Raw genomic sequence first — 12326 nt, 5'->3', positions numbered from 1 at the left:
CTGAAGACGTGAAGGCGATCCGAATTCTCCGCGACGGCGCGGCGGCCCCCGCGCTCGAAGGCCGGGTCATCTGCCATGACGTGCGCGATGCGCAGGGGAAGGTCGCGGTGGAGAAAGGGCAGGTCCTTGACGCGGGCGCGGCCGCGCGACTGCTGACGCTGTCCTGGCGCGAGATCCACGTGCTCGAGCTCGAGCCGGGCGACATCCACGAGGAGCCGGCCGGCGCGCGCCTCTCGCAAGCCGCTGCCGGAGAGGGAGTGGAGGTCCGAGGCTACAGCGGCGGGCAGTGGACCCTGGCTGCGACCCGCCGCGGGCTGCTGCGCGTGCGCGGAGAGGCGCTGGCCGAGGTCAATGCCCAGGAGGGGATGGCCGTCTACACGCTCTACGATCTCCAGCCCGTCGAGGCGGGCGAGGCTGTGGCGCGGGCCAAGATCGTTCCGCTCGCGATCGGCGAGGCCCACGTGAAGCGGGCCGAGGAGTGCGCCTGGGCCGCGACCGGGCTCGTCACCGTCAAGCCCTTCACGCCCCGCCGTATCGGTGCGCTGACCCGCGCGAGCCTGCCGGCCCAGCAGCGGATCCGGTTCGAGGCCGCGCTCGGCGAGAAGGTGGACTGGCTCGGCTCCCGTCTCTTGCCGGTCCACTACTGCGCCGACGAAGCGCGCGCCGTTGCCGACGGGCTCGAGGCGCTAGCCGCCGAAGGCGCTGAGCTCGTCATCGCCGCGGGCGCCGCCTCGCTCGACCCGCTCGACGCGATCTTCGAAGGGCTCAAGCTGGCCGGCGGCCGGATGGTGCGCCATGGAACGCCGGCCCATCCGGGCAGCCTCCTGTGGCTGGCGCGGTGGCGCGACTGCCCCGTCCTCGGCATGCCGGCCTGCGGGATGTTCTCCCAGGCAACTTCCTTCGATCTCGTCCTGCCCCGGATCCTCGCCGGCGAGACGGTGGACCATGCCGACCTGGCGGCGATCGGTCACGGGGGGCTGCTGTCGCGCGACAGCGCGTGGCGCTTCCCGCCGTACCGGCAGAGCGCTGCGCGCGGCGAGCTGCCCGAGTAGCGGCCAGAGTAGCTGAATGATCTACAGCAGCGTCATCCGCGAGCGGTTCAGGCGGCCTCGATTCCGGGGTGAGCTGCTGCTGCCGGACCTCGCCTTCGAGGGCGTCAACCCGCTCTGCGGCGACCGGATCCGTATCGAGTGCCGGATCGCCGACGGACGCCTCTCGGATGCGCGCCATCGAGGCGACAGCTGCGCGATCTGCGCCGCGTCGGCCGACCTGCTGCTCGAGATGGTGATCGGACGCACGGTGGAGGAGGCGGCCGCCGTCGAGCCCGCGGCGCTCCTCGAGCGGCTCGAGGCCGACATCCGGCCGACGCGGTTCAAGTGTGTGACGCTGCCGCTCTCGGTGCTCCAGGGCGCGCTCGAGGGGCGGGAGGTGGCGCTGTGACGCTCGGCGAGAGGACGCGGCCCGACTTTCCCATCCTGGCTCGCCAGATCCACGGCCAGCCTCTCGTCTACCTCGACTCCGCGGCCTCGAGCCAGAAGCCCCGGCAGGTCTTGGAAGCCATGCAGCGCTACTACGAGCGCAGTCACGCCAACGTCCACCGCTCGATCCACACGCTGGGCGAGGAGGCGACGGAGCTCTACGAGGCCGCGAGGGACGCCGCGCGCGGGTTCATCGGCGCGCGGTTCCGCGAGGAGGTCATCTTCACGCGCGGGACCACTGAGGGCATCAACGTGATCGCCCGCGCGGTGGCGGGCACGCTGAGGCAAGGCGACGAGATTGTCGTCACGGAGATGGAGCACCACTCGAACCTGATCCCGTGGCAGATGGTGTGCCGGGAGCGGGGAGCGGTCCTGAAGGCCGTCCCGGTCACCGACGCCGGCTTCCTCGACATGGACGCCTTTGCCCGCCTGCTTTCGCCGCGCACGAGGCTCGTGACGGTGGCGCACGTTTCGAACGTGCTCGGGACCATCAACCCGGTGGCCGACCTCGTTCGCAAAAGCCGCGAGGCGGGGGCGCTGGTGCTCCTCGACGGCGCCCAGGCGGCGCCGCATCTGGCGCTGGACGTGGCGGCGCTCGGCTGCGACTTTTACGTCTTCTCGGGTCACAAGATGCTGGGGCCCACGGGCATCGGGGTCCTGTACGGCCGCCGCGAGACGCTCGAGGGGCTCGAACCGGGGATGGGCGGCAGCGAGATGATCAAGGAAGTATGGATCGATCATGCGCAGTGGAACGATCTTCCGTGGCGCTTCGAGCCGGGGACGCCGCCCATCGCCGAGGCCGTCGGCCTCCACGCCGCGGTGGAGTATCTCGACAAGCTCGGGATGGGGCGGGTCGAAGCCCACGAGCGGGAGCTCTGCAGGCTGACGCTCGAGGCTCTCGAGACGATCCCTGGGGTCACCCTGTACGGCCCACGGAACCCCGAGCTCAAGGGGGCCGTGGTGGCATTCAACGTGGAAGGCATCCATCCGCACGACGGGGCGGCGCTCCTCGACGAGCGGGGCATCGCCGTCCGCGCGGGGCACCACTGCGCCCAGCCGCTCATGAAGCGGCTCGGGATCGTCGGGACGCTCCGCGCGAGCTTTTCGGTCTACAATACGTCCGCCGAGATCGTGCGCCTGGCCGAGGCGGTCGAAGGCCTTCGCGGCGCGCTCTGATCCGGCCTCTGGAGCTTCCCGGCCGAAGGGAGGGTCGTATGCGCCAAGGGGGGAGTCCTATGCGCCAAGCGGGGAGTCCTATGCGAAAGATGATGGTCACCGGTGCGGTGCTCGCGAGCCTGGCCCTGGCCGGCGCGGGACCGGCGCGCGCGGCGCAGCCCGTGGCGGTGATCGACATCGATGGCGCGATCACGCCGGTCACCGCGCGCCTCCTGACCGCCGCGGTCGAGCGCGCGCAGGCCGAGCGCGCCCAGGCGCTCGTGGTCCAGCTCAACACGCCGGGCGGACTCGAGCGCTCCATGCGCACCATGGCGCAGACGATCCTCAACGCCGAGATCCCCGTCATCGTCTACGTCGCTCCGACGGGCGCTCGAGCGGCTTCGGCCGGCGTCTTCATCACCATGGCCGCGCACGTGGCGGCGATGGCCCCCGCCACCAACATCGGCGCGGCCCACCCCGTGGCGGCGAGTGGTGGCGAGATGGGTAAGGAGATGTCCAAGAAGGTCGCGAACGATGCGGCGGCCTTCGCCCGCAGCCTTGCCGCGGAACGCGGTCGCAATGTCGAATGGGCGGAGAAGGCCGTTCGCGCGTCGGTCTCGGTGACGGAGCGCGAGGCGGTGAAGCTCAAGGTCGTGGATCTCATCGCAGACAACCTCCAGGACCTGCTCGCCAAGGTGGATGGCCGGAGCGTCAAAACCGTGCGTGGCACCGTGACGCTCGAGACGCGGAATGCGGAGCTGAAGCGGATCGAGGTCGGGTTCCGCGACAGATTTCTCGCGCTCATCACGGATCCCAACATCGCGTACATCCTGATGATGGTCGGCATGCTGGGGATCTTTTTCGAGCTGCAGAACCCCGGCGTGGTCCTGCCGGGCGTCATCGGCGGCATCTCCCTCATTCTCGCTTTCTTCGCCTTCCAGAGCCTGCCTATCAATTGGGCGGGTGTCCTGCTCATCCTGTTCGGGCTGGCGCTGCTCATCGCGGAGATCAAGATCGTGAGCCACGGGGTGCTCACCATCGGAGGCGTCGTCGCCATGGTCCTGGGCTCCTTCATGCTATACGAGGCGCCGGAGTTGGGGTTCCGTGTCTCGTGGACGGTGATCCTCCCGACGGTGGGCGCGATGGCGGGCCTCGTTGGCTGGGCCGTGTCGGCGGGGGTGCGCGCGATGATGAGGCCGTCGGTAACGGGGCCGGAGAGCATGGTGGGCCGCCTTGCGGTAGCCCGCTCAGCCTTGGGACCTGACGGGGGACCTGACGGGCAGGTGCAGGTGGATGGCGAGATATGGCGCGCGGTTGCCAACGGGGGCGCGATCCCCGCAGGCGAGAAGGTGCGCGTGACTGCGGTGGATGGGCTGACGCTCAGGGTCAGCCGCGCGGGCGACAGGCCCTAACCCCTTAGGAGGCTCCGACCATGCGTGGTCTCGACTGGACGCTCGGCCTGATCCCTGTCGTCATCATCGCCTTCTTCGTCCTGCTCAACTCGGTGCGGATCCTGCGCGAGTACGAGCGGGCGGTCATCTTCCGCTTCGGCCGGCAGTCGCCGGCCATCATCAACCCGGGCGGCGACGGCACCGGCCCCGGGCTCATCCTGCTGATTCCCTTCGTCGACAAGATGGTCAAGGTGAGCCTGCGGACGGTCGTCATGGACGTGCCGCCGCAGGACGTGATCACGCGCGACAACGTCTCGGTCAAGGTCAACGCGGTCATCTTCTTCCGCGTGCTCGACGCCAACAAGGCTGTGATCAGTGTCGAGGACTACCTCTACGCGACGTCCCAGATGGCGCAGACGACGCTCCGGAGCGTGCTGGGCCAGCAGGAGCTGGATGACCTGTTGGCCTCGCGGGAAAAGATCAACGAGGAGCTGACCCGCATCATCGACCAGCACACGACCCCGTGGGGCGTGAAGGTGGCCGCGGTCGAGGTCAAGAACGTGGACCTGCCCCAGGACATGCAGCGGGCAATGTCGAAGCAGGCCGAAGCCGAGCGCGAGCGGCGGGCGAAGGTCATCAACGCGGAGGGCGAGTTCCAGGCCGCGGCAAAGCTGGCCGAGGCGGCCGCCGTCCTGACCCGCTTCCCGATCGCGGTCCAGCTCCGGTATCTGCAGACCATGCGGGAGATCGCGTCGGAGCGGAACACCACGACGTTCTTCCCGCTGCCCATCGACCTGTTCGCGCCGATCCTGCGCGCCCTCGGGGAGAGCCAGGCGCCCAAGCCCTGAGGACAGATCCCGTCGGGGCGCCGTGCGGCTTGTAGGCGCGGGGCGGCGCGGGTAGAATGAGCGGGTTGCTTCGGAATGAGCGGGTTGCTTCGGGGGGTTAGCTCAGTTGGGAGAGCGCGGCGTTCGCAACGCCGAGGTCGAGGGTTCGAATCCCTTACCCTCCACCATTCGGACACACCGTCGGGGCGCCGGAGCGATCCGGCGCCCCGTCCTGCGTGGAGGCGGGGGGCGCGCTACTTGGCGGCGCGGCCCGCCTTGGCGGGACAGGTCTTGTGATACCAGACCGACCCGAGCTTGGTGTGGTTGCCGTTCTTGTGAATCGTCAGCTTGCACTTGGGGCAGGTGCCCATCCCGGTCTCCCTCGACGAATGATGTGGCGATGAATGCTCTGGGCCTCGTGCGCCTAGGGAAACGAGTATACACGAGGCGGGGTGGATGGTGAGCGGTGGCTGCCTCTTCTGCCGAATCATCGCGCGGGAAAGCCCGGCCGAGATCGAATACGAGGACGAAGGGGTCCTCGCCTTCAAGGACCTCTACCCGAAGGCGCCGGTCCACCTCCTGATCGTCCCGAAGCGGCACATCGAGTCGCTCGCGCGCCTCGAGCCTGGAGACGAAACGGTGGCCGGCCACTGCGTGCGGGTGGCGAGGCTCCTGGCGGAGCGCGCGGGCTACGGTGAGCGGGGCTACCGCCTCTCGTGCAATACGGGGCCTGAGGGCGGGCAGGTCGTGTACCACCTCCACTTCCATCTGACGGCAGGGCATCTGACGGCAGGGCATCTGACGGCAGGGCATCTGACGGCAGGGCGGCGGGGGTGATCCGGGTCCGGGATCTCTCCAAGCGCTACCCCAGCGGCACCGTGGCGCTCGACGGTGTCACGCTGGACGTCGGGGCGGGCGAGTTCGTTGCCCTGATCGGCTCGAGCGGCGCGGGCAAGTCGACGTTCCTCCGCTGCCTCAACGGTCTCGTGACTCCGACGGCCGGCCTGGTGAGCGTAGACGGCCGGCCGGTGACGGGTGCCTCCCGGAACGGCCTTCGCGGTGTCCGGGCGACCGTCGGCTTCGTCTTCCAACAGTTCAACCTCCTCAAACGGCTCAGCGTCCTCGAGAATGTCCTCGTGGGCACCCTGTCCCGGGTGGACATGTGGCGCTCCCTGCTCGGGCGCTTCCCCGGCGGGGAGCTCGAGCGGGCTCGGCGCACCTTGGGGCGCGTCGGCCTGGCGGGACTCGACGACAGGAGAGCGGATACGCTATCGGGCGGCCAGCAGCAGCGGGTTGCCATCGCCCGCGCGCTCGTCCAGGAGCCCCGCGTGCTCCTGGCCGATGAGCCCATGTCGAGCCTCGACCCCGCGTCATCCCGCTCGGTGATGGAGCTCCTGCAGGACATCAACCGGCAGGACGGCTTGACCGTCATTGCCTCGCTGCACGTGCTGGACCTGGCGGTGACCTACGGCCGGCGCATCGTCGGGCTCCGGGCCGGACGTGTCGTCCATGACGGGCCCCCCGAGGGATTGACCCAGGCGGCGGCCGAGGCCATCTTCGGCGGAGAGCGGCTGTGAGCACCGGGCGACGTTGGGCGGGCGGGCTGGCGATCGCCGCCGCTTTCATCTGGTCGGCGTGGTCCACCGAGGTGTCGCTGGGGCGGCTCGTCGAAGGTGTCCCCTTCATGTTTGATTTCGTCGGCCGCATGCTGCCGCCCGACCTGAGGGTGCTCGGTCAGGCGCTCCGGGGCGCGCTGCAGACGCTGCAGATCGCCGTGGCAGGGACGGCCGTGGGCGCCGTGTTGGCGCTGCCCGTCGCCTTCGCCGCGGCCAGAAACACCTCGCCCCGTTGGACCTTCTACTGGACACGCAGCGCGCTCAACGCCTTCCGGGCGATTGACACTCTCGTCTACGCGCTCTTCTTCGTGGCTGCGGTTGGGCTGGGACCCTTTCCGGGCGTATTGGCCGTGGTGGTGTATACCGGGACCGTGCTCGCGAAGCTCTATTCCGAAGCCATCGAAGCCATGGATCCCGGCCCGGTGGAGGCGGTGGAGGCCGTGGGCGCCACGCGGCTCCAGGTGCTGAGATGGGGCGTGGTCCCGCAGCTCTTGCCGCAGTTCCTGTCCTTCACGCTCTACCGCTTCGAGACCACCATCCGCGCGGCGACCGTGCTGGGCTTCGTCGGAGCGGGAGGCATCGGGTTCTATATTCAGACCTACCTGAGACTGATGAACTACCCCGCGGCATCGACCATGTTGCTGGTGCTCGTGGCGATGGTCATGCTCGTGGATTTCGCCTCGTCCCGGCTGCGCGCGCGGCTCGTCTAGCCGGCCAAGTGTTCCCTCTTAAGGATGACATCCCGACCCGGACCACACCGATCATCACGGTCGCGCTCATCGCGCTCAATATCCTGGTCTTCCTTTACCAACTCTCCCTCCAGGGAGAGGGCTCACCCGACGGGCTCCGGGCCTCCCGCGACTTCATCCTGGAGTTCGGGCTCGTGCCGTGCCGCCTGACGGGAGCCTGCTCGCCCGGCTCATGGCTGCTCCCGCCGACGCTGACAGTCTTGACTTCAATGTTCCTCCACGGAGGGTTCCTGCACGTCGGCGGCAACATGCTCTACCTTTGGATCTTCGGCAACAACGTCGAGGACACCTTGGGCCACGCCCGCTTCACGCTGTTCTACCTGGTCTCAGGCGCGGTCGCGGCGGCGGCCCAGACCGCCCTCAGCGCCGCGTCCTCCGTGCCCATGATCGGGGCCAGCGGGGCGGTTTCGGGCGTGCTCGGCGCCTACCTGCTGCTCTTTCCCCGTGCGAACGTGCTGACGCTCATTGTTCTCGGCTTCTTCGTCCGGATCGTGCGCGTCCCGGCCATCCTGGTCCTCGGCTTGTGGTTCGTCGTCCAGTTCGTCAGCGGCCTGGCGACGTGGGGGGCTGCGACCGGTCGCGGCGAGGCCATGGGAGGGGAGACAGCCTGGTTCGCCCACCTGGGAGGGTTTCTCGCCGGGATGGTTCTGCTCTTCGTCCTACGCCCGCGCAACCCCGGGGACGGCGGTCCGGGCCGTTCCTGGTAAGTTCCGCCTTCCGGGCATTTCCCGCTATAATTCGGTATGCTCGGTGACCTGTTTCCGCCTCGATCCGGCCCTTTGGTGATCCCCTCGTGAAGGCCGTCGTGATGGCCGGAGGGTTCGGGACGCGCCTCCGGCCGCTGACCGCCCACCTTCCCAAGCCGCTCGTGCCCGTCGGGAACGTCCCTGTCATGGAGCACATGGTGCGGCTCCTGAAGCGGCACGGTTTCACCGACCTGTGCGTGCTGCTCTACTTCCTGCCGGACACGATCACCTCCTACTTCGGCGACGGCAGCCGCTGGGGCGTCAAGATGACCTATGTCACCCCGCCGGCCGATCTCGGGACCGCCGGCGCGGTGAAGTTCGCGGTCGGTGACTCGGACGAGCCGGTCCTGGTCGTATCGGCCGACGTCCTGACGGACATCGACCTCGCCGGGGCCGCGGCCTTCCACAAAGGCCGGGGCGCCGAGGCGACCATGGTACTGACCCGGGTGGAGCTGCCCCTGGCCTACGGGATCGTGATCACCGACGAGGAGGGGCGGGTGCTCCGCTTCCTCGAGAAGCCGGCGTGGGGAGAGGTGTTCAGCGACACGATCAACACCGGCATCTACCTCCTCGAGCCCTCGGTGTTCCCGGCCATCCCCGCGGGCCGCTCTTACGATTTCGGGAAGGAGCTGTTCCCGGCGCTCCTCGCCGGCGGCCGCCCGCTCTGGGGATACGTCGCGGAGGGCTACTGGCGCGATGTGGGCGACCTGGCAGAGTACCGGACGGCGCACCTCGATCTCCTCCAGGGCAAGATCGGGGTGGACATCCCGGGGGAACGGCACGTCACGGAGGGGCACACGGTGTGGCTCGACGAGGGCGCCCACGTGGACCACTCGGCGCGGCTCTCGGGCTCCGTCATTCTCGGCCGCGGGGCGCAGGTGGCGGCCGGGGCACGCGTCGCCAACTCGGTCATCGGGCCGGAGACCGTCATCCAGGCAGGGGCCGATGTCGAGAGCAGCGTCGTCTGGGACGCGGTGGAGATCGGCCCGGGCGCCGTGGTCAAGGAGGCCGTGATCGGGCGCAAGAGCGTCGTGGGGGCGAACGCGTTCCTGGCCGAGGGCGTCGTGATCGCGGATTTCTGCCGAATCGGCGAGGGAAGCGTCGTCAAGGCCAACGTGAAGGTCTGGCCGTACAAGGAAGTCGAGGACGGCGCGACGCTGGCCATGAGCCTCGTGTGGGGCGAGCGCTGGAGCCGGTCGCTCTTCGGCCGCTACGGAGTCTCGGGGCTCGCCAACATCGAGGTATCGCCCGAGTTCGCGGCCAAGCTCGGCGCCGCATGCGGGGCCATCGTCGGCAGGCGCAGGGTCATGATCACGAGCCGAGACCACCACAAGGCTTCGCGAATGATCAACCGGGCGCTCATGTCGGGCCTCTTGTCCGTGGGAGTCGACGTGCAGGACCTGGGCGTGGCGCCGATCCCGGTCGTGCGCTACCAGGTCGCCGCGCTGGGCCTGGCGGGCGGTAGCCACGTGCGGAAGTCCCCCTACGATCCCCAGCTGCTCGACATCAAGTTCTTCGATTCGCGGGGACTCGAGCTGGCTCCGGACAAGGAAAAGGCGATGGAGCGCCTGTTCTTCATGGAGGACTTCGAGCGGGCGCCTATGGACGGCATTGGGACCCTGTCCTTTCCGCACGCGGGCACGGACAGGTACCGGGACGGGCTGCTCGGCTCAGTGGACCGCGAGGTGGTCCGCCGGGCCTGCCTGCGGATGGTCCTCGACTACGCCTTCGGCTCCGCGTCGTCCATCTTTCCCTCCGTGCTCGGCGCGCTCGGGGTCGAGGTCATCTCGCTCAACGCCTACCTGGACGAGACGAAGATCTCCAAGACCGCGGAGGAGTTCGAGCGTTCGCTGCACCAGCTGTCCAACATCGTCCGCACGCTCGGGGCGGATCTCGGGGTGCTCCTCGATACGGGGGGCGAGAAAGTTTTCCTGGTCGATGAGAAGGGCGAGATCCTCGGGGGCGACCTGACGCTGGCCTTAGTCGCGCTCCTGGTGATGCGCACGCGGCCGTCCGGCCGCATCGTGGTGCCGGTCACCGCATCGCGGGCGGTCGAGCGGATGGCCGAAGAGCACGGGTTCCAGGTCACGCGCTCCCGCGGGACCGCGCGGGCGCTGACCGAGGCCGCTCTGGCGCCCGACGTCGCGCTGGTGGGCGAGGAGCTGGGCGGGCTGATCTTCCCGAGCTTCCACCCGGCGTTCGACGGCATGTCGGCGGTCGTGCGGATCCTCGAGATGATGGCGCGGCTCGACGTGCGGCTGCATCAGCTCACGCGGGCCGTCCCCGAGAGTCACGTCGCGCGGCTCGAAGTGCCGTGCCCGGACGAGCGCAAGGGCGCGGTGATGCGGCGGCTGATCCAGGCGACCAAGGGCGGCAGCGTCGAGTTGATCGAGGGTGTGCGGGTCAGCATGGGTGATGACTGGGTGGCGGCGATTCCGGACGCGGACCGAGCGACGTTCCATGTGGTGGCCGAGTCGGCCAATCGGGATCGTGCCCAGCGGCTGGCGGAAGAGTTCCGCGACCGCATCACTGGTTGGAGAAAGGAGCCTGCGTGAAGAAGGCGACCATGAAGAAGCCGAACCCCGGAGCCGTGCAGGAGCCGAGGAGTCGGGCCGGGGGTGCCGGGCAGGCGAAGGTCAAGGAGCGTATCGACGTGGCGCTGGTGGCCCGGGGTTTGTGCGACAGCCGCGAAAAGGCGGCTCGCCTGCTCCTGGCCGGCGCCGTCACGGTGGACGGAAAGCGCGTGGACAAGCCCGGCGTCCTGGTCGCCCCCAGCGCCGACCTGCGCGTGACCGCGCGGCCGAAGTTCGTGAGCCGGGGCGGCGACAAGCTCGTGCATGCCCTGGACGCCTTCGCCGTCTCGCCCAAGGGGAGGGTCTGTATCGACGTCGGCGCGTCCACGGGCGGCTTCACGCACTGCCTGCTCGAGGCCGGCGCCTCTCGCGTGTACGCGGTGGACGTGGGGCAGGGACAGCTCGACGCGTCCCTCCGGGCCGACGGACGTGTCGTGGTGATGGAAAAGACGAATGCCCGCCAGCTGCCCCCGGACGCGTTCCCGGACGCGCCGGGCCTCGCCACCCTCGACGTCTCCTTCATCTCCCTCGAGAAGGTCCTGCCGTCCGTGTTCGCGGTGCTGACGCTCGACGGGGAGGCGGTGGCGCTCGTCAAGCCGCAGTTCGAGATCGGCAAGGGCCTGGTGGGCAAGGGCGGAGTGGTCCGGGATGCCGCCCATCACCGGACGGTCGTCTCCCGCGTCGCCCGCTTTTGCGTCCTGCACGGCTGGCACGTGCGGGGCGTTACGGCATCGCCGCTCAAGGGGCCCAAGGGCAACCGCGAGTTCTTCCTCCATCTGACGCGCGCGGGCCGCACCGCCCCCGATCTCGACGCGCTCATTGCCCACGCGGCGGAATCCGCCGAACCCGCATGAAGCGGATCGGCGTCGTCGCCAAGACCGACCGGGCGGATGCCCGTGAGGTCGTAGAGCGACTGCTCGCCTGGTGCGCGGAGCGAGGGCTCCAGCCGGTCCTCGAGAAGGAGACGGCGGGGCTCTGCCCGGACACCAAGGCGGCGACTGCGCGAAAGCCCGATCTACCGGGCCAGGTGGACCTGCTGCTCGTGCTGGGCGGGGACGGCACGCTGCTCTCCATGGCTCGGCTCGTTGGCGACCTGAGCGTGCCCATACTCGGCGTGAACCTGGGCGGCTTGGGCTTTCTGACGGCCCTGACCAAGGAGGAGCTCTTCCCGGCGCTGGAGGCTTTCCTCGCGGGCGGGCTCGTGATCGAGGAGCGCGTGATGCTCGCCGCACAGGTGTGGCGCCACGGAGAGCGGCTGTCGGAGTACGTGGCGCTCAACGACGTGGTGATCACCAAGTCGGCGATGAGCCGCATCATCAACCTGGCGGTGTCGGTGGACGGGCAGTTCGCCACGGCCTACCGCGCCGACGGGCTCATCATCTCGACACCGACGGGCTCCACAGCCTACTGCCTCTCGGCGGGCGGCCCTATCGTCTTCCCGACCATGCCCGCGGTTGTGCTGACGCCGATCTGCTCGCACACGCTCACGAACCGTCCGATCGTGCTGCCCGCTGACCAGCGCATCGAGGTGACGCTCCAGTCCGACCAGGACGTGATGCTCACCCTCGACGGGCAGGTCGGCTTCGCCCTCAAGGAGGCCGACGTCGTGGCGGTCCACCAGGCGGCGGCGCGCATCCGGCTTCTCCGCTTCCCGCAGAAGCACTTTTTCTCCGTGCTGCGGACCAAGCTCAAGTGGGGAGAGCGCTAAGGTGGGAAGCCGGTGACGCGGGCCTGTGACCCTGGGGATACGTCTTGAGCCCCCGGGGGGATACGTCTTGAGCCCGACGTCCC

General features: G+C 69.2%; 12 protein-coding genes and 1 tRNA gene. All 13 read left to right on the top strand.

Annotated features, from left to right (window positions below; genetic code table 11):
- The first annotated feature begins 8 nt into the window (after positions 1–8).
- The 13 genes from Q7W02_02920 to Q7W02_02860 all read left to right on the top strand — a co-directional run bounded on the left by Q7W02_02920 (position 9) and on the right by Q7W02_02860 (position 12243).
- Positions 9–1052: a molybdopterin-binding protein gene (locus tag Q7W02_02920; protein MDO8475142.1), complete on the top strand. Its 1044-nt coding sequence runs from the start codon at positions 9–11 to the stop codon at positions 1050–1052.
- A 16-nt stretch (positions 1053–1068) separates the two neighbouring features.
- The gene (locus Q7W02_02915) at positions 1069–1440 is read left to right on the top strand and encodes an iron-sulfur cluster assembly scaffold protein (GenBank protein ID MDO8475141.1); all 372 of its coding nucleotides are present in this window, start codon (positions 1069–1071) and stop codon (positions 1438–1440) included.
- Entirely contained in the window at positions 1437–2654 is a 1218-nt protein-coding gene (locus tag Q7W02_02910; GenBank protein ID MDO8475140.1) for a cysteine desulfurase, read from the top strand. Before Q7W02_02915 ends, Q7W02_02910 begins: the two co-directional genes overlap by 4 nt.
- Before the next feature lie 80 nt (positions 2655–2734).
- Positions 2735–4045 (top strand): nodulation protein NfeD, encoded by a 1311-nt coding sequence (locus Q7W02_02905; GenBank protein MDO8475139.1) that lies wholly within the window; start codon positions 2735–2737, stop codon positions 4043–4045.
- Between the two features lie 20 nt (positions 4046–4065).
- Positions 4066–4872 carry a slipin family protein gene (locus Q7W02_02900; GenBank protein MDO8475138.1) on the top strand — a complete coding sequence of 269 codons (807 nt, stop codon included), beginning with the start codon at positions 4066–4068 and terminating at the stop codon, positions 4870–4872.
- Positions 4873–4963: 91 nt separating this feature from the next.
- A tRNA-Ala gene (locus Q7W02_02895) sits at positions 4964–5039 on the top strand.
- A gap of 268 nt (positions 5040–5307) precedes the next feature.
- Positions 5308–5688: a histidine triad nucleotide-binding protein gene (locus Q7W02_02890; GenBank protein MDO8475137.1), complete on the top strand. Its 381-nt coding sequence runs from the start codon at positions 5308–5310 to the stop codon at positions 5686–5688.
- A complete protein-coding gene (phnC, locus tag Q7W02_02885; GenBank protein MDO8475136.1) occupies positions 5685–6428 on the top strand; it encodes a phosphonate ABC transporter ATP-binding protein in 744 nt (247 codons plus the stop codon). The genes Q7W02_02890 and phnC overlap by 4 nt, the downstream gene beginning before the upstream one ends.
- Positions 6425–7177 carry a phosphonate ABC transporter, permease protein PhnE gene (gene phnE, locus Q7W02_02880; GenBank protein MDO8475135.1) on the top strand — a complete coding sequence of 251 codons (753 nt, stop codon included), beginning with the start codon at positions 6425–6427 and terminating at the stop codon, positions 7175–7177. Before phnC ends, phnE begins: the two co-directional genes overlap by 4 nt.
- Positions 7178–7185: 8 nt before the next feature.
- On the top strand, positions 7186–7923 hold the full coding sequence (locus tag Q7W02_02875; GenBank protein MDO8475134.1) for a rhomboid family intramembrane serine protease: 738 nt from the start codon (positions 7186–7188) through the stop codon (positions 7921–7923).
- An 86-nt stretch (positions 7924–8009) separates the two neighbouring features.
- Entirely contained in the window at positions 8010–10517 is a 2508-nt protein-coding gene (locus Q7W02_02870) for a mannose-1-phosphate guanyltransferase (protein ID MDO8475133.1), read from the top strand.
- On the top strand, positions 10514–11389 hold the full coding sequence (locus Q7W02_02865; protein MDO8475132.1) for a TlyA family RNA methyltransferase: 876 nt from the start codon (positions 10514–10516) through the stop codon (positions 11387–11389). The genes Q7W02_02870 and Q7W02_02865 overlap by 4 nt, the downstream gene beginning before the upstream one ends.
- Complete coding sequence (locus Q7W02_02860) at positions 11386–12243, top strand: NAD(+)/NADH kinase (GenBank protein MDO8475131.1); 858 nt, start codon at positions 11386–11388, stop codon at positions 12241–12243. Before Q7W02_02865 ends, Q7W02_02860 begins: the two co-directional genes overlap by 4 nt.
- Positions 12244–12326: the final 83 nt, after the last annotated feature.

It is taken from the genome of Candidatus Rokuibacteriota bacterium (assembly GCA_030647435.1).
Classification (GTDB): Bacteria; Methylomirabilota; Methylomirabilia; order Rokubacteriales; family CSP1-6; genus AR37.
This window is presented reverse-complemented; position numbering and strand designations above follow the sequence as displayed.

What these genes read in the sequence shown, in the direction of transcription:
- Q7W02_02915 (MDO8475141.1), top strand. Translation starts at nt 1,069, where the DNA reads ATGATCTACAGCAGCGTCATCCGCGAGCGGTTCAGGCGGCCTCGATTC.
- Q7W02_02905 (MDO8475139.1), top strand. Translation starts at nt 2,735, where the DNA reads ATGCGAAAGATGATGGTCACCGGTGCGGTGCTCGCGAGCCTGGCCCTG.
- Q7W02_02900 (MDO8475138.1), top strand. Translation starts at nt 4,066, where the DNA reads ATGCGTGGTCTCGACTGGACGCTCGGCCTGATCCCTGTCGTCATCATC.
- Q7W02_02890 (MDO8475137.1), top strand. Translation starts at nt 5,308, where the DNA reads ATGGTGAGCGGTGGCTGCCTCTTCTGCCGAATCATCGCGCGGGAAAGC.
- Q7W02_02860 (MDO8475131.1), top strand. Translation starts at nt 11,386, where the DNA reads ATGAAGCGGATCGGCGTCGTCGCCAAGACCGACCGGGCGGATGCCCGT.